This is a genomic window from Arthrobacter sp. AK01 (genome assembly GCF_021109375.1).
Taxonomy (GTDB): Bacteria; Actinomycetota; Actinomycetes; order Actinomycetales; family Micrococcaceae; genus Arthrobacter.
Genome location: NZ_JAJOHP010000069.1, coordinates 1 through 24763 on the forward strand (window position 1 = coordinate 1; position 24763 = coordinate 24763).

Here is a 24763-nt window from a genome sequence, read left to right on the forward strand (position 1 = left end):
CCCGCCTCCCCCTCCACCCCTCCACCCCGGCCCCGGGGCGGCGTACCCGGCGATGTTCGCACCGGAACTATGAGCAACAGCACACCGCGATCTTTTTGCACTTTTACATCAGGAGTGCAAAACTTTACTTTGTGAGCAATAGTGCAAATATCGACGGTGGTCTCCGCGAGCGCAAGCGGGCCGCCACGCGGACGGCGATTACCGCCGTCGCGCGTTCCCTGACCGCGGAGCACGGCCTCAACGGTTTCACTGTTGAAGAAGTCTGCGAAGCGGCGGGGATTTCACGCCGGACCTTCTTCAACTATTTCCATTCCAAGGAAGACGCCGTCATCGGCTCGTTTTCCGACGAACTGCCTGAAGAGGCACTGGAGGCCTTCAACCGCAATCCCTCCCGCACGCCTGACAGCATCTCTCACACGCTCCTGGCAGCGCTGCACGTGCTCACGGTGACCCTGATGGAGCGTTCATCCATCAGCCGCACCGAAGTCCAGCAGTTCATTGCTGCCATCACGGCCGAGCCGCAGCTGCTTGCCCGGATCACCCTTGAAGGGGAGGCCCGCGAACGCCAATTCGCAGGGCTCGTTGCCGCCCGCGAGGGCCTGGATCCCGAACACCCTGAAGTCATGACGGCCACTGTGTTGTTCGGTGCTGTCTCCAAGAAGACGGCACAGCAGTTCTTCTCGGAGGACAACACGCGCCCTTACCGCGGGATTCTGGAGCAGAACCTCAACGCCGCGCGCAAACTCTTTGCCCAGCCGCTGGCCACGAACCACCAACTGGGCCCCAACACCCTTGAAACCTCGAAGGACCCCGCATGAGTACTCTCTCGAAGGCAGCCGAACCATTGCTGCTGACCCAGAAACGTATCTGGATCATCTTCTCGGCGCTGATCGCAGGCATGCTCCTGTCCAGCCTCGACCAAACCATCGTCTCCACCGCCATGCCCACCATCGTGGGCAAGCTGGGCGGAGTGGAGCACCAAGCGTGGATCACCACGGCCTACCTCCTGGCCACCACCATCGTGATGCCCATCTACGGCAAGTTCGGTGACATCCTCGGGCGACGCAATCTGTTCCTTGTTGCCATCGCCCTGTTCACCCTCGCCTCCGTGGGCTGTGCGTTTGCCACCGATTTCTGGGGTTTCGTGATCTTCCGTGCCATCCAGGGACTGGGTGGCGGCGGCCTCATGATTCTCTCGCAGGCCATCATCGCCGACATCGTTCCCGCCAAGGAACGCGGCAAGTACATGGGGCCGCTGGGCGCCATCTTCGGCCTCTCCGCTGTGGCCGGTCCGCTCCTTGGTGGCTTCTTCGTGGACCACCTCACTTGGGAATGGGCCTTCTACATCAACATCCCCATTGGCATCGCGGCTTTCATCACTGCGTGGTTCACCCTCACGCTGCCGAACAAGAAGGCCGAAAAGAAGATCGACATCCTTGGTGTCCTTTTCCTTTCCGCCGCCACCACCTGCCTCATCTTCTTCACCGACTTCGGTGGCAAGAAAGACGAAGGCTGGGATTCACCCCTCACTTGGGCCTTTGGCGCAGGCATGGTCCTGGCGGCCTTTGCCTTCGTGATGGTTGAACGTCGCGCCGAGGACCCCATCATTCCGCTGAGCCTGTTCAAGAACCCCATCTTCATCAATGCAACGGCCATCGGTTTCACGCTGGGCCTGGGCATGTTTGCCGCCATCGCCTTCGTTCCCACGTTCTTGCAGATGTCCTCGGGAACGTCCGCGGCTGAGTCCGGCCTGCTGATGCTGCCCATGATGGTTGGCCTGATGGGCACGTCCATCTACTCCGGTATCCGCATTTCCAAGACCGGCAAGTACAAGATGTTCCCCATCCTCGGGGCAGCGCTCACCATCGCTGCGATGCTGTGGCTGACCACGCTGGCGGCGTCCACCCCCCTTTGGGTCATCTGCGTGCAACTGTTCATTTTCGGCGCGGGCCTGGGCCTGATCATGCAGGTCATCGTCCTGGTGGTGCAGAACTCCGTTCCCGCTGACCAGATCGGCACGGCTACCAGCACCAACAACTACTTCCGTGAGGTGGGTGCATCGCTGGGTGTCGCCGTCTTCGGCGCTATCTTCACCAACCGCCTTGCCGAGTCGCTGACCGAAGCCTTCACCGGCGCCGGTGCTTCGGCGGAGCAGGCCTCGCAGTCCACCAGCACGCTGGATCCCCAGGCGCTTGCACAGTTGCCCGAACAGTTGCGCGACGCCATCGTCAACGCTTACGCCAACTCCCTGGCGCCCGTCTTCTGGTACTTGGTGCCCTTTATCGCCATCGCGTTGATCCTGGCGATCACGCTGAAGCAGATCCCCCTCTCCGACACCGCCGGCATGGTGGCACGCGGTGAGGCTGTGGGAGGCGCCGAGGCTGACCGCCTTGAAGCACAACGCTTGGAGACCGCCAAGCTGGAAGCTGATCTGGCGGCGTCGGACAGCCTCGACAAGGACCATGCCGACGCTGGGCGCCAGTAGGTTCAGTCCTCCAGCTGGTATGCCACGGGGCCTTCGGGCTCCGTGGCAAGCCTGATCGCTTCCAGGTTCCCGGCGCTCATGTCCGGAAGGTCGTCCAACGTGAACCACCCGACGGCCAGTGATTCGTCGTCGTTGACCCGTGCTTCCCCGGACACATACCGGCACCGGAACGTGATGTCCAGGAAGTCGCACACGTCGCCATTGGGGAACGTCACCGGCCCCACAACCCCGACGCCGATGATGCGCTCGGTCTCGGCCACCACCGCGGTTTCCTCGAAAATTTCCCGCACGAGCCCGGGCGCAGGATGTTCCCCGGGCTCCAGCATTCCGGTGATGAGGGCCCAGTGGCCGTTGTCGGCACGCTGGCCCAACAAAACCCTGCCTTCGTCATCGAAGACCACTCCCCGCACGGCGGGCAGCCATAGGGGGTCGTTGCCGATCTTTTCCCTCAGTTTGAGCACGAATTCCGGTGCACCCATGGTCTCAGCTTTCCTTCAATTCGATGGTGGCGTGTGAATCCATGGCACGCAAGGCAGGGAACGTACCCTCACCCTGATCCGCTGCATCGCGACCTCTCCTGGCGCGTCATAACATTCGCTGGGCTAAGCATGCCGCGGCCCGGTGAACGTGGAGAAGACGGGGAGCGTTGCAGTTTGGCCGCAGTTGGCATCGGCTCGGAGCCTCACGCCGGCAGGACCACCATGGCAGCCGCTGCGCCGGCCAGCATGAACGGGCCAAACGGAATGGCCGAGCGCAGTGTGCCGCGCCGTGACAGCAGGATGACCAGGCTCCACAGCCCGCCCAGGATGAAAGCGGCGAAGGTCCCCGCGAACACATGGGTCCACCCCAAGTAGCCCAGGTAGAGGCCCAGCACTCCAGCGAGTTTGACGTCGCCGAAGCCCATTCCCGGCGGGTGAATGAGGCGCAGCACGAAGTAGAAAAGCCAAAGGACAGCGCCGCCGGCGATTACTCCAAGGCCCGGCACGCCGAACAACACAGCGCCAACAGCCGGGCCAGCGTCAGAGAAGAACGCCACCAGCGCCGCGGCCAGCAGGAGCACCCCGGCCACTGCGTACGACGGAAACACGATGCGGTTGGGCAATAGGTGGCTCCGCACGTCAATCACCGTGAGACGGACAGCCATCACCACAAAGTAGAGGGCAGCGACCATCACGAGCCAGAAGCCCAGTGGTGTGGCATCCCAGAGTTCGGAGAGTCGTCGGATCACCCTCGGATGCTATCCGGTTTCGCCCCGGGGCCGCGTGAACCCCTAGGTAAACTGTGGATATGGGGCACTACAGTACAGCTGGACCGGGTTTCGACATGTCCTCCACATTCCGGAATCTCTGCCGTTCTTCGCCGTGGAAGTGGACGAGCCTCCGCTTCGAATACTTGGAGCGGCCCGGGACGGGGGCCGGCATGGTCCGCGCCTGGCTGCGGCGCCCGGGCGCCCTTCGCCTGGAGACAACGGATGGCCAGCTACTGCACAGCACCACCGGCATCAACGATTCCCGGGATGGTCTGTACGTGTCCGCCACACGCCGTTCGTGGTTGCTTCCAGCCCACCTGGTGACCCCCGTTTATGACGACGCCGGCTTGGTCCGCCGGCGCCCGGAGGCCGCCTACGGCGAGCCCTCCTTCGGTAACGGCCGCCTTGCCGCCGCATTGGACCCGGTGGAACTGGCAGGCAATGCACCTGTGCCGCTGGAATTCCCGGACACCAACCGGGTCTTCCTGGAGGAACCACGGCAGGTGGACCACGAGGGCCGCCCTGCCTTGGAAACCGTCGTGACCCGCAGCAGGACCTATGTGCCCTCTGATCCGGCCGAGCCCCTCGCCCACCCTGGCCGGACATTGATAAGGATCGACGCCGGCACGGGAGTTTGCGTTGCGAGCCAGAGCCTCGACGGGGACTCCTCCGGCAAAGGCCACTGGCTGAAGATCCTCGCGGTCGATGAGTACATGCTGGACGACCTTTTCCTGGCTGAGTCCATGAACCTCACCGACGTCCGGCGCCACATCTCATGGGACATCGGCCCCGCGGCCTGAGGTTCAGACGGATTCCGGGCTAAGCTACGGCGATGACATCGCTGGCAGAACTCTGGCCCCCGTTCGGACTCACCCTCACCACCCCGAGGTTGACCATCCGTCCCGTTTTCGACGAAGACATCCCCTCCGCCGTGGCCGCAGCCCGATCCGGCGTCCACCAGCCGGGCAAGAGCCCGTTCAGCACTCCATGGACGGAACTGCCGGAGGACGAGCTGGCCCCCAACATGGCCCAGTGGTACTGGCGCTGCAGGGCCAACTTCACGCCCGAATCCTGGACGCTGCTCCTTGCTGTCTGGCACGGGGACGAATTCTTGGGAGTCCAGGACATCGGGGCCAAGAACTTCAAAACCCTCAAGACAGCCAGCACAGGTTCCTGGCTCAAGCAGTCCGCGCAAGGCCAGGGCTTCGGCAAGGAGATGCGCGCCGCCGTCGTCGGCTACGCCTTCGATTACCTGAACGCGGAAGTGGCCGAATCCGAAGCGGCCATCTGGAATCAGCAATCCCTGGGCGTCTCCACCAGCCTCGGCTACGAACCCAACGGCATCTTCCGCGACGGCTGGGGCGACACCGTCCAGGACGTCCAAAGAGTCCGCCTCACCCCCACCACCTTCAAACGCCCCAACTGGACCTTGAAAGTCCAAGGCCACGAAGAGCTGAAAACGTACCTCAAGCTTTAGTCGCAGGACGAACCAGCCGTGCTGCGGTCCGTCGGAGAGGAGCGCATCGCGGGCCATCGGACGTCGGAGGTCGCCCAGCGACCGCAGACCGTCCCTATGGCCCGTGTCTAAGCGACGGCGGAGGGGCGCCGCCCCGCGCACCCCGCCCCCGCCCGTGGGATCACTTGTAGAGACTAGATTTCAGCCCCTTCGAGCAGTTCCGTGACCAGGGCAGCAATCGGCGAGCGCTCTGACCGGGTCAGCGTGATGTGCCCGAACAAGGGGTGTCCCTTGAGCGTCTCTACCACCGCAGCAACACCGTCGTGCCTCCCGACCCGTAGGTTGTCGCGCTGGGCGACGTCGTGGGTGAGGACGATCTTGGAGTTCTGGCCGATGCGGCTCATGACGGTGAGGAGCACGTTCTTCTCAAGCGACTGGGCTTCATCGACGATCACGAAGGCGTCGTGCAGCGACCGCCCCCGGATGTGGGTCAGTGGCAGGACTTCAAGCATCCCCCGATCCATGACTTCTTCCACGACTTCCTGGCTGACCAGCGCACCCAGCGTGTCGAACACCGCTTGGGCCCAGGGGTTCATTTTTTCGGATTCGGATCCTGGGAGGTAGCCGAGTTCCTGGCCGCCCACGGCGTACAGCGGGCGGAATACCACTACCTTGCGGTGTTCCCGGCGTTCCAGTACGGCTTCAAGGCCCGCGCAGAGGGCCAGCGCGGACTTGCCTGTGCCTGCCCGTCCGCCGATGGAGACGATGCCGACGGCGGGGTCCATGAGCATGTCGATCGCCAGCCGCTGCTCGGCTGAGCGTCCGTGGAGTCCGAAGACATCCCGGTCACCTTTCACGAGCCGGACCTGCTTGTCCGCGCCCACCCGGCCCAAGGCGGAGCCCCGGTTGGAGAGGAGGACCAGCCCGGTGTTGACGGGTAGTTCGGCGGCTGCGGGGATGAAGACTGGTTCGTGCCCGTAAAGGGTGGTGATTTCGTCGTCGTTGGCTTCCACCTCGGCCATACCGGTCCAGCCGGAATCCTTGACGAGTTCGTTGCGGTACTCGTCAGCTTGCAGTCCCATGGCGGACGCCTTGACGCGCATGGGGAGGTCCTTGGAAACCACGGTGACGTTGTGGCCTTCGTTGGCCAGGTTCTTGGCCACTGCCAGGATGCGGCTGTCGTTGTCGCCTCCACGGAATCCTGCCGGCAGCACGTCCGGGGAGATGTGGTTCATTTCCACCCGGAGCATGCCGCCATCTTTTCCGAGGGGAATGGAGTGGTCCAGGCCGCCATGTTCGATCCTGAGGTCGTCAAGGAGCCTTAGTGCTTTGCGGGCGAAGTAGCCCAGTTCGGGATCGTGGCGTTTTCCTTCCAGTTCACTGATGACCACGATGGGAACGATGACCTCGTGTTCGGCGAAGCGCAACAGCGCGTGTGGATCGGAGAGCAGGACGGACGTATCAATCACGTAGCTGCGGCCTGTGGCGGGTGTTGCGGTCCGCCCTTTTTGTGAGACCCGCTTGGTGCGAGAGGTAGCTGCACTTTCCCCGTCGGAAACCATTGCGGGCAGTTGCTCAGAAATAGCCACATCGACTCCAGCCCCGGGCAGTTCGCCCGGCCTAATGGTGAAGCGGCTCGGCCGGAAGGCCGGGCGTGGCCTCCCCTGTAACTGGTGCGATAGTCCGCTCCATATACTGGCCTCCCCGATCAGCGGGCGGTTTTGCCTGCTGATGTGATTAACGTAATCCCCGCCACATTCATTTCCGCAATCCGCGGTCGGCAAGTCGCATGTCCGGATCGTTAAATTTTGGTGAACCGGAGCGCACCCTAGGTTCCGTAGCGGCGTTGGCGTCCGGCATAGTCCCTGAGCGCCCGCAGGAAGTCGACTTTGCGGAAGGCGGGCCACAGGGCCTCGCAGAAGTAGAACTCGCTGTAGGCGCTTTGCCACATAAGGAATCCTGAGAGCCGCTGCTCGCCTGAGGTGCGGATCACCAGGTCCGGATCCGGCTGGCCGCGGGTGTAGAGGAAGCGGGAGATGTCGTCCACCGAAAGTTCATCTGCGACGTCGGACATGGTGCGTCCCTTGGCGACGGCGTCGTGCAGGAGTTCCCTCACGGCGTCGACGATTTCGCGGCGGCCGCCATAGCCCACCGCGACATTCACGTGGATCTTTTCCTGGATAGGCGTCCGGGCAGTCAGTTTGTTGAGCCGCTCGGCCAAGTAGTCAGGGAGGAGTTCGGGGGCGCCCATGGCGTGGACGGAGACGTCTTCGTCTTCGTCGAGGCGGTCCATGGTGTTGGCGATGATGCCCATGAGCAGGTCCAGCTCTTCACCGGAGCGGTTCATGTTGTCCGTGGAGAGCATGTACAGCGTGACTACCTTGACGCCGAGCTCCTGGCACCAGCCGAGGAATTCGTGGATTTTGTCTGCGCCGGCCTGGTGTCCCTGGCTCGTGGGTGCGTTGAACTGGCGGGCCCACCGACGGTTGCCGTCCACCATGACACCGATGTGCCTTGGGATCTGGTCCTGTTTGAGTGTTCGCTGGAGTTTGCGCTCGTAGAAGCCATAGAGGAAACCGGGCAGCTCCACCGGACTCTCACCTGACTTCCTTGCTTGTACGACGACGGCGCACATCCAAGGCTACCTTCCCCAGCTGCCAGGCCGGTGCAGAAGCCGGTCAAAATCCTTTCGCCGCTTGTTACCCTGAAGTAACTTACCGGAACGTAAGTTATTGTTTAATCATGGCTGAGCTCCTTGAAACCAAGCCCCTCTGGCGGGGATGGATCCACGCGGTTGCCGCTCCTTTCGCACTCGCAGCGGGAATTGTGCTGGTGACGGTTGCCCCTACCACTGACCGCAAGATCACCTCCTCCATCTATGCTTTGACGGGCTTTCTGCTGTTCGGCGTCAGCGCCGTTTACCACCGCGGGAACTGGTCCCCCAAAGTCCGCATGATCCTCAAGCGGCTGGACCACACGAACATCATGCTGGTCATTGCCGGCAGCTACACCCCGCTGGCCTGGTCCTTGCTGGAGCGCTCCGAGGCTGTCACCTTGTTGTGGCTCGTGTGGTCCGGGGCAATCATTGGCGTGCTCTTCCGGATCCTGTGGACGCATGCTCCGCGCTGGCTGTACGTTCCCGTCTACATCGCCTTGGGCTGCGGAGCGTTGTTCTACTTGCCGCAGTTCTTTGCCGCCAACGCCGCTGCCGCGGTCCTTATCTGCGTCGGAGGAGCCCTCTACATTGCAGGTGCGGTGTTTTATGCGATCAAGAAACCGAACTTCAGCGTGCAGCATTTCGGCTTCCACGAGCTCTTCCACGCCTTCACGGTGCTGGCTTTTGCAGCCCACTTCATCGCGATCATGATGGCAGTACTGAGCTAGGTTCCGAGGATAGGGGCCGAAGGTTCCGAGCCCTGGGCATTGCTTGCCCAGGGCAAACCTCTACCGGTGGTGTCAGCGTGCTCCGGGAGCGGCGTCGCCGTTCTCATCTGCCGCGTCGCCGGCCTCAGCAGCCACGCGCGCTTCCTCTACCTGCGCCCGGTACCGGACACGACGGATCCGCCGCACCATGTCCACAATCAGGAACGTGGTGAGAATGACGATGAAGGCCGTGAGGACGAAGCCCCACGTTCCCGGCGTCACCTGGTCCTCGGACAGGCCGGGACGCAGCGTGCCCGAGGGGTTGGGCGACGGAGTGACGGTCAGGGCGAGAATCAAGTGGTGCACGTTCAAAACCTTCTATGGGGGCTGATGCATGCCGACAGGCAGCGCGTAGCCGGAAGCTGGTTGGCCATACGGCAATTTCTACGAGCGATAGAAACTACCGGCGGTCCTATCTTATCCCTGCGAACAGGTCCTTCTCCGGCAGCTCGGACGGGACAGCGGACTTGATGAGGGTGTAGTCCTCCCACGGCCATGCCGTCCGCTGCAGATCCGGTGAAACTGCGAAGAAGAAACCGAGCGGATCGATCTGCGTCCGGTGGGCCCGAAGTGCGTCATCCCTCGCTTCGAAGAAGTCGCCGCAGTCCACCTGGGTGGTGGTCTGGTGTCCGGGGACCGGCGGAGTGTGGCCCTCGGCGTCGGCTTCCAACCATGCGGCAAGCCGTTCGGCGTAGGGAGACTGCAACCCTGCTTCTTCCAACGCAAAGTGCAGGGCCCGGAACCGCTCCGGGCTGAAGGCGCGATCGTAGTAGAGCTTGCTCGGTGCCCACGGCTCCCCCATGCCGGGGTAACGTTCAGGGTCACCGGCGGCATCGAAGGCTTCCACAGCCACTTTGTGGGCCATGATGTGGTCCGGGTGCGGGTAACCGCCGTTTTCGTCGTAGCTCACGATCACGTGCGGTTTGAAGCTTCGGACAAGCCTGACCAAGGGCGCCGAGGCACGCTCCAGCGGCTGGAGTGCGAAGCAACCCGGCGGCAACGGCGGAAGGGGGTCCCCCTCCGGCAGGCCCGAGTCCACAAATCCGAGCCAACGCTGCTGGATTCCCAGTACCGACGCCGCGTTCGCCATTTCAAGGCGCCGGGCCCCGGCCATATCCCGCTTGGGATGCGGATCGGTTTCCATGGCCGGGTTCTGGATGTCACCGCGTGAGCCATCCGTGCACGTAGCGACCATGACGTCCACGCCCGCGGCGGCGTACATCGCCATGGTTGCCGCGCCCTTGCTGGACTCATCATCCGGATGGGCGTGGACGGCGAGCAGCCGCAGCTGCTGGTCGGAACTGCTGGACGCTGTCACGTGACGGCTCCTCTTTCATGTATCAAGCTGGTGGGGCGGTGATGGGGCGCCGGGATCGGCACTAAACTGGACGGGTGACTTCAGAGGACCTATCGGCCACCCAAGTACCGGCAAGCACCAGCCTAGCCAATCGCTACGGCGGTCAAAAGCGCGCCATGGCCCGCAAAACCAAGCGGAACATCGTCATCGTCGCACTGGTCATAGGGATTGTGTTCGCGGCATGGGTCGCAACGTCGTCGGCTCAGGCGCCAGTTACGTTCAAGGACATTGGCTACAGCACGGTGGATGGCACCCAGGCCGAAGTGGATTACCAAGTCACCAAGTACCCCGGAGCCACCGCGAAATGCGCCATCAAGGCCATGGACTCCAAGTTCGCGGTGGTCGGCTGGAAGGTTGTGGAAATCGGGCCCAACCAGCCCGAAGAGAGTGCCGACGGCGGCAGCACCACCGTCCAACGCACTGTCCTGCGTACCGAGTCCCCGGCCGTCTCCGGCGTCGTGGACAGCTGCTGGATCGTAGACAGCGGTAAATAACAATCATGTGACCCACGACTCAACCGGTTTGGGTTCGTCCAAAGGATTTACTACAATGGATGAAACCTTCACCCCGTTAAGTTGGTTACTGAGTTCCACTAGTGGCCATCTCGGCGGGGTCTTTTGCATTGTCAGATCTAGAGGAGAAATCCGTGTCTACCACCAATAGCGCCACTGCGGCTTGGCTTACCCAGGAAGCTTTCGATCGCTTGCAGGCTGAGCTGGACCACCTTTCCGGCGCTGGCCGGGCGGAAATCGTCCAGAAGATCGAAGCTGCCCGCCAGGAAGGCGACCTCAAGGAAAACGGCGGCTACCACGCAGCCAAGGAAGAGCAGGGCAAGATCGAGGCCCGCATCCGCCAGCTCACCGCACTCCTGCGCGATGCCCAGGTTGGCGAAGCCCCGGCTGATGACGGAATCGTTGAGCCGGGCATGCTGGTTGTTGCCCGCATCGCCGGCGACGAAGAGACGTTCCTCCTCGGCTCCCGCGAAATCGCCGGGGACTCGGATCTGGATGTCTTCAGCGAGAAGTCCCCCCTGGGTGCCGCCATCATCGGCCACAAGGAAGGCGACAGCCTGAGCTACGTCGCTCCCAACGGCAAGGAAATCCCGGTGGAGATCGTTTCCGCCAAGCCTTACGTCGCCTAAGCAGCGGCTCACCGGCCTGAAATACACGACGCCGCCCCCCCCCCCCCCGGGGGGGGGGGGGGGGGGTTTGGGGGGGGCCCCCCCCGGGGGGCCGCCTCCCGGGCGGCCCCCCCCCCCACCCCCCCCCTCACGGCCCACCTACTTGGGTTAGGGGGTGAGCTTGGGTTTGGGGCGGAGCAGGATGGCAGCGATGATGCCACCGACGGCACCTCCGAGGTGCGCCTGCCAGGACACGTAGCCCATGACAGTGGGCAGGACCCCGAAGAGGATGCTGCCGTAGGCCATGAAAAGCACCACGGAGAGCAGGATCTGCCACCAGTTCCGGTTGAAGAAGCCCCGAACCAGCAGGAACGCAAAGAATCCGAACACCAAGCCCGATGCGCCGACGGTCACCCCTCCCCCGCCAATCAGCCACACCGCCAGTCCAGATCCGAGCCAGCTGAACGCCAGTGCCGTGATGAACACACGGATGCCGGACATAAACACCAGGAAGCCGAAAATGATCAGCGGCAGGGTGTTGGAGAGCAAGTGGTTGAAGTTCGCGTGCAGCAATGGGAACGTCAGGATGTCCAGCACGCCATCCATGGAGCGGGAGCGCAGGCCAAAGGTGGAGTTCAGGCCATGCCGCATCAACGTGTTGAGGATCTCGATGACGTAGAGCAGGATCACGAAGCCGCCCATGAACAGCAGTCCGCCCTTGGCCCGCCCGGCGAGGGACTCCTGGGCCTCTTCCTTTGAACCTTCAGGCGTTCCAAGCACCATGTGCGCTCCTCCGGTCAGTGCACCACGATGGGCTGGAAGCCCTCGGCCCGCAGTGCGCCGAGAACCTGCTCCCCGTGTTCGTGGCCTTTGGTTTCCAGGTTGATGGTGATGGAGACGTCCCCCATGCTGATGGAACCGCCCAAACGGGTGTGGTCCAGTCCAGTGACGTTGGCATCGTTTTCGGCAATGATGCGCGCGATCGTGGCCAGCGAACCGGGACGGTCATCCAGCATCATGCGGACGGTCATGAAACGGCCTGCGGCCGACAAACCGCGCTGGATGACTTTGAGCATGAGCATGGGATCGATGTTGCCGCCGGACAGCACGACGGCGGTGTTCCCCGGGTTCTCGATCTTGCCATCCATCAGCGCGGCTACTCCGACGGCACCGGCGGGCTCAACCACCATTTTGGCCCGCTCGAGAAGGAAGATCAGCGCCCGGGCAAGGGAGTCTTCGCTGACAGTGACAACATCGTCCACGAGCTCGCGGATGATGCTGAAGGGCAGCTGTCCGGGCCGGCCGACTGCGATGCCGTCCGCCATGGTGGTGACCTTCTTGAGCGGCACCAGGGCGTCAGCGGCCAGCGACGGCGGGTAGGCCGCCGCGTTTTCGGCCTGGACACCGATGACGCGGATTTCCCGGCCAAGTTCCTTGGCCCTGGCTTTGATGGCCACGGCCACGCCGGCCAGCAGTCCACCGCCCCCAACGCCCATGAGGATGGTGTCCACGTTGGGAATCTGGTCCAGGATCTCCAGTCCGATGGTGCCTTGGCCGGCAACAACGTCCACGTTGTCAAAGGGGTGCACAAAGACGGCGCCTGTTTCGTTGGCGTACCGTTGTGCTTCGGCCAGTGCCTCGTCCACGTTGTGGCCGTGCAGGATGACTTCAGCGCCGTGGCTGCGCGTGGCGGCCAGCTTGGGAAGCGCAACACCGAGGGGCATGTAGATGCGGGCATTGATGCCCAGGCTCTTCGCAGCTACCGCGACGCCTTGGGCGTGGTTACCGGCGGAGGCCGCCACCACGCCACGCTTCTTTTCGTCTTCCGTCAGCCGGGCCATGCGCACGTAGGCGCCGCGAACCTTGAAGGAGCCTGCGCGCTGCAGGTTCTCACATTTGAAGAAGACGTTGCCGCCCACGAGGCTGCCCAGGGCACGGGACGACTCCACCGGAGTCTTGGTAATAATGCCCTCGAGCAGCTCCTGCGCCTTGAGGACATCGTCCAGCGTGACGGGCAGGGTTTCGAGGGTATTCACTGACTATTCTCCTTTGGTGGTGTCGGCGGCAGGGTCCTCAGCAGAGGGGCGTCCTGCGGCCTTGTTCTTGCCTGCGATGCCTCTTCCGAGGCGGGATTCGGGCTTGGGGAGGTGAACCTCCTTGAAGTTGGCGTCTTCGGCCGGCCCCGCAGAAGCGGTAGCCGGTTGAAGCTCCAAACCGCCCAATCCTTCATCATGTTCCCACGTCCGCCCGGCAATGTACCGAACCGCCGTATTTACTACGGCGAGCAACGGGACCGCGAACAGTGCTCCCGGGATGCCTGCGAGGTAGGAGCCCGCGGCCACCGAGAGGATCACGGCTACGGGGTGCAGCGACACGGCCTTGCCCATCACCAGCGGCTGCAGGATGTGGCTTTCGAGCTGCTGGACCAGCAGGACGATTGCCAGCATGATGAGCGCGTTGATGGGCCCGTTGGCTACCAGCGCAAGAAGCACCGCAATGGCTCCCGTAACAAGGGCACCCACTACCGGGATGAAGGAGCCGATGAACACCAGGACTGCCAAGGGAAGTGCCAGGGGAACCTGGATGATGGCCGCACCCACACCAATGCCCACAGCATCCACGAACGCCACGAACATTTGGATACGCACGTAGCTGACCATGGACGTCCACCCACGACGCCCGGCGCCGTCAGTGGCCTTTCGCGCGGTCCTGGGCAGGAGACGGACCAGGAAGGCCCAAATGCGGCTGCCCTCGAGCAGGAAGAAGATGAGGATGAAGAGTGCCAGGACGAGTCCCGCGGCAAAGTGTCCGGCGGTGCTGCCAAAGGACAGGGCGCCACTGAGGATGCTGCTGCTGTTGTTTTGCAGCGCGTTGGCGCCATCGGCAATGTACTGGTCGATTTGGTCTGCCGTCAGGTGGAGGGGACCATCTGCCAACCACGTCTGGATCTGTTGGATTCCGGCCAAGGCCTCCTGCCAGAGCTCGCCGAAGCCGGAGGCAAGCTGCCTTCCCACCAGGGCGAGCGCGCCGGCGATGACGCCGATGAAGGCCACTACGGTGATGGCGACGGCAGCCCCGTTAGGCACCTTGCGGCCGCGGAGCCAGGCCACCACCGGATACAGCAGGCCGGCCAGAAGGGCAGCCACCATGACCGGGATGATGAGGAAGCTGACCTTGCCCAGCAGCCAGACCAAGGCGCCGATCATGAGCAAGATCAGTCCTGCCCGCCACGACCAGGCAGCAGCAATGCGCACCCCGTAGGGGATGTCTTCGGCAATTTGGCGGTCAGAGCGGGATTTGGCGTCCGGTGTTGGCGTCATGAACCCATAATTCCGTAGGCCACGCCGTATGGGAAACCGGCCCGCGCGGCAGGCATAAAAACGCCTAGAGGGATGCGGTGATCCCCCACGTCATCGTGAACGTCTCAGCAGGGGCCAGCCACCGCAGCCCGTCGCCGCTGTTGAAGGCGTTCGCCGGGCCGGTCATAGGTTCAATGGCAACTGCTTTGGAGCGGCCGGGGAAGGTGTCGGTGACGAAAACGTGGACGTATCGGCAGTTCTCGTCCTGCTCGAGGCTCACGCTGCGCCCATCCGGCGCGGTCAGCGTGTGGCGGGCCACGCCGCCGTCGTACGTCAGGTCCGTCAAGGCGACATCAATCAACAGATTCCCGACGGCGGTACCGGCTGAGAGGTCGTACTCGCCCTCCACCGCAGCGGTGCTGCGGGGAATCAGTCGCTCGTCGGCCACCAGCCGGGTCTTTGCCTGCACCGTCAGGACCAGGTCCTCGGGGGCGACGTCCCCGAGGCGAAGGTATGGATGCGCTCCGAGGACAAAGGGCGCACTCTCCTGGGAATCATTGACCAAGGACTGCCAGACGCGGAGGTCCAAAGCTTCATCCAGCTCGTAGCGAACCTGGTGCCTTACCAGGAAGGGGTAGCCGTGCTGCGGAAAAACGGTGGCCTCCAGCGTCACGGAGAACTCGGACTCGTCCACCAGGGAATACGCAGTGTTGCGCAGCAGGCCGTGGCTGGCGTTGTTGCGTGGGACCTCGGTGATGTCGAGCTGCTGCTTCCGGCCATCGAGGTGCCAGACGCCGTCTTCCACCCTGTTTGCCCAGGGCGCCAGGGTGATGCCCGTGGCGCCGGGAGGAATCTCTTCGTCGCCGTAGCTTTCCGTCAGCTGCACGCCGCCCTTGGAGTAGAGGCGCAGGCCTGCCGCGAGCTCGGTAATGACGGCGAGCGCATCGCCGCGACGGATTTCGAATTGACGGCCGGTGGCGAAACGGCGGGGTTCGGACTGGAGTGCGTTTTCAGCAGGCGATGGCGAGGCAGGCATGGCAATACCGTACTGCATGACGGAAATCGCCCCGATTCCCGAATGTTAACTTTTGTTAGAAACTATGCGTTTTTGGTCACTTGTGGAATGATGGATCCATGAGTCGCATCACCAGCACCCGCCTCGCGGACAGCCGCGAGCTGATCTACTTCGACGACCCCCGAACCCCGGAGCGAACACCGGAATCACTGGTGGACCACCGCGAGCTTCCGGCGCGCGGAGAGCCCGGCGAAGTCAGGTATGACGCCCTGTCAGGTGACTGGGTGGCCGTAGCGGCCCACCGCCAGGCCCGCACGCACCTTCCCCCTGCCGACCAGTGCCCCATTTGCCCCACGACCGCAGCGAATCCTTCGGAAATTCCGGCCTCGGACTATGACGTCGTGGTGTTCGAGAACCGCTTCCCGTCACTGGGGCCGGCCCTTGGCGACATTCCCCCGCTCCCGGTACCGGGCACCAGCGGCCATGGCACTACCGGCCCCGCCTACGGCCGCTGCGAAGTAGTTGCCTTCACCCCGGAGCACACGGGCTCCTTCGCTGAGCTTGGCGAGACGCGCGCCCGCACGGTCATTGAGGCCTGGGCGCAGCGGACGGAGGCGCTCAGCGCACTGCCGGGCATCAAGCAGGTATTCCCCTTCGAGAACCGCGGCGCGGACATCGGCGTCACCCTCCACCACCCGCACGGCCAGATCTACGCCTACCCGTACGTCACGCCGCGCGCCGCCCAGCTTGGCGCCGTGGCCCGGAAGTATTACGACGGCGTCGACGCTAAGGAAACGCTGGCGGCCTCGCTCCTCAGGGCCGAACGTGAAGACGGCAGCCGCATGGTGCTGGAGGCCGAACACTTCAGTGCCTACGTCCCCTTTGCAGCGCGTTGGCCCCTGGAAATCCATTTGGTCCCCCACCGCAGCGTCCCTGACCTTGCGGCCCTTACGGGCGAAGAACGCGATGAGCTCTCGCACGTCTACCTTGACCTGCTCAAGCGCCTCGACTCCCTCTACCCCACGCCCATGCCGTACATCTCGGCATGGCACCAAGCACCGCTGGATCCGGCACTTCGTCCTGCGGGCCAGCTTCACCTGCAGCTGACCTCGCCCCGCCGCGCTGCCGATAAGCTCAAGTACCTGGCCGGCTCAGAGGCCGCCATGGGAGCGTTCATCAACGACACCACCCCGGAAGCCGTTGCGGAGCGCCTCCGCAGCGTCGCCGCAGCACCGGCATCGCCCAAGACCCTGGAAGGCACCCGAGCATGACCACCACGACAGATACCGGCGTCCTCGCCGCCCGCTTCCAGGAAACATTTGGCGCAGCTCCCGACGGCGTGTGGCAGGCACCGGGCCGCGTCAACCTCATCGGCGAGCATACGGACTACAACGAAGGCTTTGTGTTGCCCTTCGCCATCGACAAGACCGCCAAAGTGGCGTTGCGGGTACGCGACGACTCCACGGTGCGCTTGCTGTCCATGTTCGGTGGCCATGGTTTGGTGGAAGCTGACCTCTCCGAGCTGGAGCCGGGCACGGGAGAAGGCTGGTCCCGCTACCCGCTCGGTGTTGCCTGGGCATTGAAGGAGCGCGGCATCGACGTGCCCGGCTTCGACCTCCTGCTCGACTCCGATGTGCCCTTGGGCGCTGGCCTCTCTTCCTCCCACGCCATTGAGTGCGCCGTCATCAGCGCCCTGAATGATGTGACCGGAGCCGGCCTTCCGGCCGAGGAACTGGTGCTGGCTACCCAGCGTGCCGAAAACGTGTACGTTGGCGCACCCACTGGAATCATGGACCAGTCAGCCTCCCTGCGCGGCGCCAAGGGACAGGCCGTCTTCCTGGACTGCCGCGACCAGCACGTGGACCTGGTCCCGTTCGACGCAGAGGCCTCAGGGCTCGTGCTGCTGGTCATCGACACCAAGGTGTCGCACTCGCACGCCGACGGCGGTTATGCCTCCCGTCGCGCTTCCTGCGAGTTGGGCGCCGAAATCCTCGGGGTCAAAGCACTGCGCGACGTCGGCGTTGAACGTTTGGAGGAGGCCTCCGGGTTGCTGGATGAGACCACGCTGAAACGCGTCCGCCATGTCGTCACCGAAAACGACCGCGTGCTGCAGACCGTGGAAGTCCTGGGCAGCCAGGGTCCCGCCAGCATCGGTGGCCTTTTGGATGCCAGCCACGTTTCGATGCGCGACGACTTTGAGATCTCCTGCCCTGAGCTGGACCTCGCCGTGGACACCGCGCGAGCCAACGGCGCCATCGGCGCCCGCATGACCGGCGGCGGTTTCGGTGGCTCAGCCATCGCACTTACTCCAGTGGGCCAGGAGCAGCAGGTGCGGGACGCCGTCGTGCGTTCCTTCTCGGAGGCGGGCTACACCGCACCGGACATCTTCACCGTGACTCCGGCGGCGGGCGCCCGTCGTTTGGCCTGACGTCAACCCCCATTCCAGCCACCCCCCCCCGCGCCCCCCCCCGGCGGGGGGGCGTAAGCTGTGGCCATGACTGAGGCTGTGATTGTTTCCACTGCCCGAAGCCCTATTGGCCGGGCTTTCAAAGGCTCGCTCAAGGACGAACGCCCCGACGACCTCGCAACCGCCATGGTGCAGGCCGCCCTCGCCAAGATCCCCGGTTTTGACCCCGCCTTGGACGACGGACGAGGCCTGGACGACCTCCTCCTGGGCTGTGCAGAACCCAGCGGAGAAGCCGGGTCCAACATGGCCCGCGTGGTTGCCGTCCTCGCGGGGCTCGACCGAGTTCCGGCGGCCACCATCAACCGTTTCTGTGCATCGAGCCTGCAAACCCTGCGAATGGCCTTCCACGCCATCAAATCCGGTGAGGCCAACGCGATCGTCTCCGCCGGAGTGGAGAGTGTCTCCCGATACCAGAATTGGGCGGGCGCCGGCGAAACGGATACCGCCAACCACAACCCACTCTTCGAATCGGCGGCCCAACGCACGGCGTCCCGTGCAGCGTCCAACATTCCGTGGACCGATCCCCGACTGGGCGGCCGCTTGCCGGACATTTACCTTTCCATGGGACAGACCGCCGAGAACGTCGCCACCAGCTACGGCATTAGCCGGACCGAGCAGGACGAGTGGGGCGTACTGAGCCAAAACCGCGCCGAGGCTGCCATCGCTTCAGGCTTCTACGCCCGGGACATCACGCCGTACACCCGCAAAGACGGCATAGTGGTGGAGCGGGACGACTCTCCCCGTGCGGGCGTAACCCTCGACGCCGTATCAGCGCTGCAGCCCGTCTTCCGCCCCGAGGGGACGGTCACCGCCGGCAATGCGTGCCCCCTCAACGACGGCGCCGCGGCGGTGGTTGTCATGAGCGATACCCGGGCACGCGAACTGGGCCTGGAGCCCCTGGCCCGCGTGGTGTCTACCGGCGTGAGCGCCCTCTCCCCCGAACTGATGGGCATGGGGCCCGTGGAGTCCTCCCGGCGTGCATTGGCGTTGGCTGGGATGACCATGAACGACATCGACCTCGTGGAGCTCAACGAAGCCTTCGCCGTGCAGGTGGTGGCAAGTGCGCGTGAGCTGGGCATCGACCCCACCAAGCTCAACGTCCATGGTGGCGCCATCGCCCTGGGACACCCCTTTGGCATGACCGGTGCGCGGATGACCAGCACGTTGCTCAACGGACTGAAGGAGCGGGACGGAACGTTGGGGCTTGCCACGCTCTGTGTTGGCGGCGGGCAGGGAATGGCCGTGGTTTTCGAGCGCCTGAGCTAGGCCGATGGCTGGCCCGGACACAAAAATGCCCCCGAAGACTCTTCGGGGGCATTTCAGGTGTGACGAACTCCGGTGGAGTTAGTCGTCGCCTCGCAGAATTGCCAGCAGGCGGATGATTTCAACGTAGAGCCAAACCAGGGTAACCGTCAGGCCGAAGGCCGCAACCCAGGAGTAACGCTCCGGGGCGCCGGCGCGGACGCCTTCTTCGATGCTGGTGAAGTCCATGATCAGCGAGAAGGCTGCAAGGCCAATGGCCAGGATGCCGATGAAGACACCCAGCGGAATGCCGGCAATCGTCATGCTGGTGCGCAGGCCGAAAGGCTCCTGCACGGCGCCGGTCCACATCATCACCATGTTGATCAGGGCGAAGACTGCGTAACCGATGGTGGCGATCATGAAGAAGCGCACCATCTTGGGGGTGGCGCGGACCTTGCCGCTCTTGAACAGCACCAGGGTGACGCCGAAGACGGCCAGCGTGCCGATGACGGCCTGGAGGCCGACGCCGGGGTACATGCCATCCAGGATGCGGGTGAGGCCGCCGAGGAACAGGCCCTCAAGACCGGCATAGGCGAGAATCAGTGCCGGTGACGGCTGCTTCTTGAAGGTGTTGACCAGGGCGAGAACGAATCCGCCCAGCGCACCAACGATCATGAGCATGGTGGAGAGGGCGGGAGCGACGAACAGCGTGACGCCGGCGCCAAGAACCAGGACCACGAGGCAGGCGACGGTCTTCATGATGACGTCGTCGTAGGTCATGCGCCCGGTGTCGGCGGGACCAGCCGAGGGCTGGTTGTACATCTGCTGCAGTTGCTCGTTGGTCATGTTCTGCTGCTGGGCAGACCAAGCGGCCTGGCCGTCCATCACCTGGCCAGGCGCCCGGCCGGGTGCCTGGTTAAACTGCTGGCCGTACGGGTTCTGCGGTACAGGCGGGGCCTGCTTTGCTCCACGGAAATTCTTTCCGTTGAAGACTGGGTTTCCGCCAAGTGCCATTGCGGGTGTCCTCCTGAAAAAGGGCTAAGTGATAATTCACGGTACCAATTACCACGCGCGCGCGGGAGGGAAAGTTCCCTTGTTCACCCAGACGAAACGCAACCGTGACACGAAAACGCCAGAGTGGCAGGGACGGGTATCAGCCTGACCGTTTAGAAACACCCTCAAACAACAAAGGTTTACTTAAGCCCAGCTACATCACAAGTTGCCTATAGCTTCACAGTTGTTATCCGATCGCGATGTTTGCACCCCCGAACTGGGCGTTTATTCAGCCCACCGAGCGGTAACATAGGCCACACATGGGTGACTTAGATCACAATCGAGGCAGCTAGGCAAGAACTGTTCACAAGCCCCATTTACCGTTCGCACCGGCTGCAAAGGCGCAGCCGGGACCACCCCCACTGTGGAGGTTTCCATTTTGAGAAGCACACTGCGCGACCCGTCCATCAGACGGTCCAAGGGACTGCAGAGAGTCGTGGGGGCGTTTTTCGCAGCCCTCATCGCCGTCCTGCTGATCGCCGCCCCTTCGGCACAGGCAACCACCCCTTCGCCTTCGCCGTCACCGACGACATTCCAGAACAACATCAGCGGTTTCCTCCGCGACGACGCCCGGGCCCCCATACCGGGTGTCAAGGTCAAGGCCTCAGGCAACGGGTTCGAAGGTGAAGCAACCTCCGGAGCCAATGGAGCGTGGACCATCGGTGTTCCTGTCCAGGGCACTTACACCATCGAGCTGGATACCTCCACCTTGCCGGAGGGCATCGCACTGGCCGAGGGCCAGGACAATCCCCGCGATGTCACGTTCAGCCAGACCTCCAACCTGTCGGTGATCTTCGCCTTTGGCGAGGGCATCGTGGTCCAACAGCAAGACTTTGGCCAAAACCTGCTGAACCGGCTTGTTGCGGGCCTGAGCTTCGGCCTCCTCCTTGCCCTCGCCTCCGTTGGCCTCTCCTTGATCTTCGGAACCACGGGCCTGACCAACTTCGCCCATGGCGAGATGGTGACACTGGGCGCCGTCCTCGTCTTCATGTTCAACGGCTTCGGACTCCCCTTCTGGCTGGCGATCCTGCTGGCACTGGTAGGCGGGGGGCTCTTCGGCTACGTCCAGGACGCCGGACTCTGGCGTCCACTCAGGAAGCGCGGCTCCGGCCTCGTCCCGATGATGATCGTCAGCATCGGCCTCGCATTGGCCATCCGCTACGTCATCCAGTTCTTCTTCGGCGGCGCGACACAGCAGCTGCCCGGCGCGCAAAGCGCAGAGATCCAGATCGGGCCTGTGTCCATCTCGCCGAACAACCTCTGGTCGCTGATCATCAGTGCTGTGGTCATCGCCTTGATCGGCATCGTCCTGCTGAAGACCCGCCTTGGCAAGGCAACCCGCGCTGTAGCGGACAACCCCGCACTGGCAGCCGCGTCGGGCATCGACGTCGACTCCGTGATCCGCATTGTCTGGATCGTCGGCGGTGTCCTTGCCTCCCTCGGTGGCATCCTGTGGGCGTACTACCGCCCAGGTGTCACCTTCGACATGGGCTCGCAGATCCTGCTTCTCATCTTCGCCGGCGTGACGCTGGGTGGTTTGGGAACCGTCTTCGGTGCCCTGATCGGCTCGATCGTCGTCGGCATCTTCGTGGAACTGACTACCGTGTTCGGCCTTCCTGCCGACCTCAAGTACGTCGGTGCACTGTTCATCATGATTGTTGTTCTTTTGTTCCGACCGCAGGGTATCCTCGGCCGGCGTGAGCGTGTGGGTTAGGAGCGGGCCATGGACTTCGGATTCATTTTCTCCAGCGCCCTTGGCGAATTGTTCAGCCCGACGACGGCGGCGTACGCACTTGCCGCTTTGGGCCTCGCGGTTCACTTCGGCTACTCAGGCCTGCTGAACTTCGGCCAGGCCGGCTTCATGGCCGTTGGTGCCTACGGTTTCGCCATCTCCACCCTGAGCTTCGATGCCCCGTTCTTCCTCGCATTGATCATCTCGGTTCTGTGCTCGGTGATTTTCGCCTTCATCCTCGGTATTCCCACCCTCCGGCTTCGTGCCGACTATCTGGCCATCGTCACCATCGCGGCGGCGGAAATTGTCCGTTACGTGGTCACCACCAACCAGCTCACCAGTGTGACAGGCTCGGCCAACGGTTTGGCAGCGTTTGAGAACACGTTCTATGCCATGAACCCCTTCCCCGAAGGGTCCTACATGGGCATGAACAACCGCGATTTCTTCATCCGCGTGGTCGGCTGGGGACTCGTGATCGTGTGCTGTGTGCTGGTATGGCTTCTGATGCGCAGCCCCTGGGGCCGCGTCCTGAAGGGCATCCGCGAAGACGAGAACGCCGTGCGCTCGCTCGGCAAGAACGTCTACGCCTACAAGATGCAGGCACTGATCATCGGTGGTGTGCTGGGCGCTTTGGCGGGCATGATCTTCACGCTCCCCCGCGGCGCTGTCCAGCCGTCCAACTACGGCACGGAACTGACGTTCTTCCTGTGGACCTGCCTCCTCCTCGGTGGCATGGCCACTGTCCTGGGGCCGGTCATCGGAGCCATGATCTTCTGGGTTGTCCTGTCGCTGACCCAGAGCCTGCTCTACGGCCTTATCGAATCAGGGGCAGTCACCTGGCTGACCACCGTCCAGGCCGGCCAGTTGCGCTACATCCTGGTGGGCGTTGCGCTGATGCTCCTGATGATCTTCCGCCCGCAAGGCGTCTTCGGCAATAAGAAGGAGCTTGCTTTCGCATGAGTGAGACCAACGAACGCAATACCGAAAATATCGACTACATGACCGATTCGCGGCCCATCGCGGTCGGGGAAAACACTCCCGGTTGCAAGAAGCGCGATCCCATTGTGGTAGCGGAGGACGTCACCCGGTCCTTTGGCGGCATCAACGCAGTGGACGTCGAGTACCTCGAGATCCCGCGCCACAAGATCACCGCTTTGATCGGCCCCAACGGTGCAGGCAAGACCACCCTGTTCAACCTGCTCACGGGCTTTGACACGCCCAACACGGGCAAGTGGCAGTTCGAAGGCAACAGCCTCGCCGGTGTTTCCTCCTACAAAGTGGCCCGTATGGGCATGGTGCGCACGTTCCAGTTGACCAAAGTGATGGGCAAGCTGACCGTCATGGAGAACATGCGCCTCGGCGCAGCCGACCAGCCAGGTGAACGGCTCTCCAAGGCCCTGTTCAAGGGCATGTGGGGAGGCCGTGAAAAGGAGATCACCGCCCAGGCCAACATCCTGTTGGAGAAGTTCAAACTGGACGCCAAGAAGGACGACTACGCTGCCTCCCTGTCGGGTGGCCAGCGAAAGCTCCTGGAAATGGCGCGGTCCCTGATGGTCCGGCCCAAGCTGGTGATGCTCGATGAGCCCATGGCCGGCGTAAACCCTGCGCTGACACAGTCGCTGCTGGACCACATCAAGAACCTCAAGGCCGAGGGCATGACCGTGCTCTTCGTGGAGCATGACATGAACATGGTCCGGCATATTGCCGACTGGGTTGTGGTCATGGCGGAAGGCAAGGTAGTCGCGGAAGGGCCTCCGGGCGAAGTGATGAAGAATCCTGCCGTCATCGACGCCTATCTTGGCGCCCACCACGACGTGGACCTCGGCGACGCAGAGGGCATTAAGGTGCTCGAGGCAGAACTTGAGGCCGACGAAGAGTCGGTGGTTGGTACTGAAGACGCCGGAATCCTCTCCGACATTGTCGAAACCAAGAAGGAGGATGGGAAATGAGCAGCCCCGCCGCAATGCCCGCCTCGGCAGATGCCCCCGCTGGCGATTCGGTCGTCAAAGTCACCAACCTCGTGGCCGGGTACATTCCCGGCGTCAACATCCTCAATGGATGCAGCATCGAGGCCCGCAAGGGTGAGTTGATCGGCATCATCGGCCCGAACGGCGCCGGCAAGTCCACCCTCCTGAAGGCCATGTTCGGCCTCGTAAAGGTCCACTCCGGCACCGTCGTGGTCCGAGGGCAGGACCTCACGGGTTTGAAGGCCAACAAACTGGTCACCCAAGGGGTCGGCTTCGTTCCGCAGACCAACAACGTGTTCGCTGCGCTGACCATCGAAGAGAACCTCCAGATGGGCATGTTCCAACGGCCGAAGGACTTCTCTGAGCGGTTCGACTTTGTCACCAGCCTTTTCCCGGAGCTGGGAAAACGGCGTGCCCAGCGGGCAGGGTCACTCTCCGGAGGTGAACGCCAGATGGTGGCCATGGGCCGGGCGCTCATGATGGATCCGGCCGTGCTCCTCCTCGACGAGCCGTCGGCAGGCCTCTCCCCCGTCAAACAGGACGAGACCTTCCTCAGGGTCCACGAGATCAACCGTGCCGGCGTCTCGGTCATCATGGTGGAACAGAACGCCCGCCGCTGCCTGCAGATCTGCGACCGCGGCTATGTGCTGGACCAGGGCAAGGATGCGTACACGGGTACCGGTCGTGAGCTCATGAAGGACCCCAAGGTCATTCAGCTCTACCTGGGCACCCTGGCCGACGAGGTCTAACTGCGTCAGTCCCGAAGGGGGGGGGTGGGGGGGGGGGCCCGGCCCCCGCGGGGGGGGGTTTTTGCGCGGGGCGCCCAACGCGGGGGGGGGGGGGGGGGGGGGGGGCCCCCCCAGAGCCCCGGGCGGGGGGACGAGGGGTGGGGGGGGGG

At 63.5% G+C, this 24763-nt stretch carries 25 protein-coding genes; 14 read left to right on the forward strand and 11 right to left on the reverse strand.

Annotation, left to right across the window (positions count from 1 at the left end; translation table 11 throughout):
- Nucleotides 1-131 precede the first annotated feature (131 nt).
- On the forward strand, nt 132-818 hold the full coding sequence (locus LN996_RS19270; protein ID WP_231342058.1) for a TetR/AcrR family transcriptional regulator: 687 nt from the start codon (nt 132-134) through the stop codon (nt 816-818).
- Entirely contained in the window at nt 815-2485 is a 1671-nt protein-coding gene (locus LN996_RS19275; RefSeq protein ID WP_231342060.1) for an MDR family MFS transporter, read from the forward strand. Before LN996_RS19270 ends, LN996_RS19275 begins: the two co-directional genes overlap by 4 nt.
- Before the next feature lie 2 nt (nt 2486-2487).
- On the opposite strand, the gene LN996_RS19280 is transcribed toward LN996_RS19275, so the two are convergent.
- Together LN996_RS19280 and LN996_RS19285 are read right to left on the reverse strand one after the other, a co-directional pair.
- Nucleotides 2488-2964 carry an NUDIX domain-containing protein gene (locus LN996_RS19280; protein WP_231342063.1) on the reverse strand — a complete coding sequence of 159 codons (477 nt, stop codon included), beginning with the start codon at nt 2962-2964 and terminating at the stop codon, nt 2488-2490.
- Nucleotides 2965-3167: 203 nt separating this feature from the next.
- Nucleotides 3168-3713: an A24 family peptidase gene (locus LN996_RS19285; RefSeq protein ID WP_231342065.1), complete on the reverse strand. Its 546-nt coding sequence runs from the start codon at nt 3711-3713 to the stop codon at nt 3168-3170.
- A 59-nt stretch (nt 3714-3772) separates the two neighbouring features.
- Here LN996_RS19285 and LN996_RS19290 point away from each other — a divergent pair, with 59 nt between their 5' ends.
- Both LN996_RS19290 and LN996_RS19295 read left to right on the forward strand, forming a co-directional pair.
- Nucleotides 3773-4534 carry a hypothetical protein gene (locus LN996_RS19290; protein ID WP_231342067.1) on the forward strand — a complete coding sequence of 254 codons (762 nt, stop codon included), beginning with the start codon at nt 3773-3775 and terminating at the stop codon, nt 4532-4534.
- A gap of 32 nt (nt 4535-4566) precedes the next feature.
- Nucleotides 4567-5211, forward strand: coding sequence for a GNAT family N-acetyltransferase (locus LN996_RS19295; RefSeq protein WP_231342069.1), 645 nt, complete (start codon nt 4567-4569; stop codon nt 5209-5211).
- 173 nt (nt 5212-5384) lie between these two features.
- Here the strand turns inward: LN996_RS19295 and LN996_RS19300 are convergent, their stop codons facing one another.
- The gene (locus LN996_RS19300; protein WP_374202237.1) at nt 5385-6779 is read right to left on the reverse strand and encodes a PhoH family protein; all 1395 of its coding nucleotides are present in this window, start codon (nt 6777-6779) and stop codon (nt 5385-5387) included.
- A gap of 239 nt (nt 6780-7018) precedes the next feature.
- Nucleotides 7019-7825 carry an isoprenyl transferase gene (locus LN996_RS19305; RefSeq protein ID WP_231342073.1) on the reverse strand — a complete coding sequence of 269 codons (807 nt, stop codon included), beginning with the start codon at nt 7823-7825 and terminating at the stop codon, nt 7019-7021.
- A 107-nt stretch (nt 7826-7932) separates the two neighbouring features.
- Between LN996_RS19305 and LN996_RS19310 the strand changes: the two genes are divergently transcribed.
- A complete protein-coding gene (locus LN996_RS19310; RefSeq protein WP_231342081.1) occupies nt 7933-8574 on the forward strand; it encodes a hemolysin III family protein in 642 nt (213 codons plus the stop codon).
- Between the two features lie 72 nt (nt 8575-8646).
- Here LN996_RS19310 and LN996_RS19315 read toward each other — a convergent pair whose 3' ends face one another.
- Together LN996_RS19315 and mca are read right to left on the reverse strand one after the other, a co-directional pair.
- On the reverse strand, nt 8647-8919 hold the full coding sequence (locus LN996_RS19315; RefSeq protein WP_231342082.1) for a hypothetical protein: 273 nt from the start codon (nt 8917-8919) through the stop codon (nt 8647-8649).
- A gap of 106 nt (nt 8920-9025) precedes the next feature.
- Nucleotides 9026-9931, reverse strand: a complete 906-nt coding sequence (gene mca / locus LN996_RS19320) for a mycothiol conjugate amidase Mca (protein ID WP_231342084.1) — start codon at nt 9929-9931, stop codon at nt 9026-9028.
- Nucleotides 9932-10005: 74 nt separating this feature from the next.
- Here mca and LN996_RS19325 point away from each other — a divergent pair, with 74 nt between their 5' ends.
- Together LN996_RS19325 and greA are read left to right on the forward strand one after the other, a co-directional pair.
- Nucleotides 10006-10464, forward strand: a complete 459-nt coding sequence (locus LN996_RS19325; protein WP_231342087.1) for a DUF4307 domain-containing protein — start codon at nt 10006-10008, stop codon at nt 10462-10464.
- A gap of 152 nt (nt 10465-10616) precedes the next feature.
- Complete coding sequence (gene greA, locus LN996_RS19330) at nt 10617-11111, forward strand: transcription elongation factor GreA (RefSeq protein WP_026542824.1); 495 nt, start codon at nt 10617-10619, stop codon at nt 11109-11111.
- Between the two features lie 147 nt (nt 11112-11258).
- Here the strand turns inward: greA and LN996_RS19335 are convergent, their stop codons facing one another.
- From LN996_RS19335 to LN996_RS19350, 4 genes are all read right to left on the reverse strand, one after another.
- Nucleotides 11259-11873, reverse strand: a complete 615-nt coding sequence (locus LN996_RS19335; protein WP_231342089.1) for a rhomboid family intramembrane serine protease — start codon at nt 11871-11873, stop codon at nt 11259-11261.
- A 14-nt stretch (nt 11874-11887) separates the two neighbouring features.
- Nucleotides 11888-13126 (reverse strand): threonine ammonia-lyase, encoded by a 1239-nt coding sequence (ilvA, locus tag LN996_RS19340; RefSeq protein ID WP_089594164.1) that lies wholly within the window; start codon nt 13124-13126, stop codon nt 11888-11890.
- A 3-nt stretch (nt 13127-13129) separates the two neighbouring features.
- Nucleotides 13130-14410, reverse strand: coding sequence for an AI-2E family transporter (locus LN996_RS19345; RefSeq protein WP_231342090.1), 1281 nt, complete (start codon nt 14408-14410; stop codon nt 13130-13132).
- Between the two features lie 64 nt (nt 14411-14474).
- Nucleotides 14475-15425, reverse strand: coding sequence for an aldose 1-epimerase family protein (locus LN996_RS19350; RefSeq protein WP_231342091.1), 951 nt, complete (start codon nt 15423-15425; stop codon nt 14475-14477).
- 98 nt (nt 15426-15523) lie between these two features.
- On the opposite strand from LN996_RS19350, the gene galT reads away from it, so the two are divergent.
- The 3 genes from galT to LN996_RS19365 all read left to right on the forward strand — a co-directional run bounded on the left by galT (nt 15524) and on the right by LN996_RS19365 (nt 19137).
- Nucleotides 15524-16675: a galactose-1-phosphate uridylyltransferase gene (gene galT / locus LN996_RS19355; RefSeq protein WP_231342094.1), complete on the forward strand. Its 1152-nt coding sequence runs from the start codon at nt 15524-15526 to the stop codon at nt 16673-16675.
- Nucleotides 16672-17832 carry a galactokinase gene (galK, locus tag LN996_RS19360; protein WP_231342096.1) on the forward strand — a complete coding sequence of 387 codons (1161 nt, stop codon included), beginning with the start codon at nt 16672-16674 and terminating at the stop codon, nt 17830-17832. The genes galT and galK overlap by 4 nt, the downstream gene beginning before the upstream one ends.
- A gap of 66 nt (nt 17833-17898) precedes the next feature.
- Nucleotides 17899-19137 carry an acetyl-CoA C-acetyltransferase gene (locus LN996_RS19365; RefSeq protein ID WP_231342099.1) on the forward strand — a complete coding sequence of 413 codons (1239 nt, stop codon included), beginning with the start codon at nt 17899-17901 and terminating at the stop codon, nt 19135-19137.
- A 78-nt stretch (nt 19138-19215) separates the two neighbouring features.
- Here LN996_RS19365 and LN996_RS19370 read toward each other — a convergent pair whose 3' ends face one another.
- Nucleotides 19216-20127: a Bax inhibitor-1/YccA family protein gene (locus tag LN996_RS19370; protein WP_231342101.1), complete on the reverse strand. Its 912-nt coding sequence runs from the start codon at nt 20125-20127 to the stop codon at nt 19216-19218.
- A 475-nt stretch (nt 20128-20602) separates the two neighbouring features.
- On the opposite strand from LN996_RS19370, the gene LN996_RS19375 reads away from it, so the two are divergent.
- From LN996_RS19375 to LN996_RS19390, 4 genes are read left to right on the forward strand one after another with little or no spacing between them, the layout of a single operon-like run.
- A complete protein-coding gene (locus tag LN996_RS19375; protein WP_231342102.1) occupies nt 20603-21880 on the forward strand; it encodes a branched-chain amino acid ABC transporter permease in 1278 nt (425 codons plus the stop codon).
- A gap of 9 nt (nt 21881-21889) precedes the next feature.
- Nucleotides 21890-22858 (forward strand): branched-chain amino acid ABC transporter permease, encoded by a 969-nt coding sequence (locus tag LN996_RS19380; protein WP_159698011.1) that lies wholly within the window; start codon nt 21890-21892, stop codon nt 22856-22858.
- Nucleotides 22855-23847 (forward strand): ABC transporter ATP-binding protein, encoded by a 993-nt coding sequence (locus LN996_RS19385; protein ID WP_231342103.1) that lies wholly within the window; start codon nt 22855-22857, stop codon nt 23845-23847. Before LN996_RS19380 ends, LN996_RS19385 begins: the two co-directional genes overlap by 4 nt.
- Nucleotides 23844-24614: an ABC transporter ATP-binding protein gene (locus LN996_RS19390; RefSeq protein ID WP_231342104.1), complete on the forward strand. Its 771-nt coding sequence runs from the start codon at nt 23844-23846 to the stop codon at nt 24612-24614. Before LN996_RS19385 ends, LN996_RS19390 begins: the two co-directional genes overlap by 4 nt.
- The last annotated feature ends 149 nt before the right edge of the window (nt 24615-24763 follow it).

Coding starts and splice junctions, on each gene's coding strand:
- LN996_RS19275 (WP_231342060.1), top strand. CDS start 815: ATGAGTACTCTCTCGAAGGCAGCCGAACCATTGCTGCTGACCCAGAAA.
- LN996_RS19280 (WP_231342063.1), bottom strand. CDS start 2,964: ATGGGTGCACCGGAATTCGTGCTCAAACTGAGGGAAAAGATCGGCAAC.
- LN996_RS19290 (WP_231342067.1), top strand. CDS start 3,773: ATGGGGCACTACAGTACAGCTGGACCGGGTTTCGACATGTCCTCCACA.
- LN996_RS19295 (WP_231342069.1), top strand. CDS start 4,567: ATGACATCGCTGGCAGAACTCTGGCCCCCGTTCGGACTCACCCTCACC.
- LN996_RS19305 (WP_231342073.1), bottom strand. CDS start 7,825: ATGTGCGCCGTCGTCGTACAAGCAAGGAAGTCAGGTGAGAGTCCGGTG.
- LN996_RS19310 (WP_231342081.1), top strand. CDS start 7,933: ATGGCTGAGCTCCTTGAAACCAAGCCCCTCTGGCGGGGATGGATCCAC.
- LN996_RS19335 (WP_231342089.1), bottom strand. CDS start 11,873: ATGGTGCTTGGAACGCCTGAAGGTTCAAAGGAAGAGGCCCAGGAGTCC.
- LN996_RS19345 (WP_231342090.1), bottom strand. CDS start 14,410: ATGACGCCAACACCGGACGCCAAATCCCGCTCTGACCGCCAAATTGCC.
- LN996_RS19350 (WP_231342091.1), bottom strand. CDS start 15,425: ATGCCTGCCTCGCCATCGCCTGCTGAAAACGCACTCCAGTCCGAACCC.
- galT (WP_231342094.1), top strand. CDS start 15,524: ATGAGTCGCATCACCAGCACCCGCCTCGCGGACAGCCGCGAGCTGATC.
- galK (WP_231342096.1), top strand. CDS start 16,672: ATGACCACCACGACAGATACCGGCGTCCTCGCCGCCCGCTTCCAGGAA.
- LN996_RS19365 (WP_231342099.1), top strand. CDS start 17,899: ATGACTGAGGCTGTGATTGTTTCCACTGCCCGAAGCCCTATTGGCCGG.
- LN996_RS19370 (WP_231342101.1), bottom strand. CDS start 20,127: ATGGCACTTGGCGGAAACCCAGTCTTCAACGGAAAGAATTTCCGTGGA.
- LN996_RS19380 (WP_159698011.1), top strand. CDS start 21,890: ATGGACTTCGGATTCATTTTCTCCAGCGCCCTTGGCGAATTGTTCAGC.
- LN996_RS19385 (WP_231342103.1), top strand. CDS start 22,855: ATGAGTGAGACCAACGAACGCAATACCGAAAATATCGACTACATGACC.
- LN996_RS19390 (WP_231342104.1), top strand. CDS start 23,844: ATGAGCAGCCCCGCCGCAATGCCCGCCTCGGCAGATGCCCCCGCTGGC.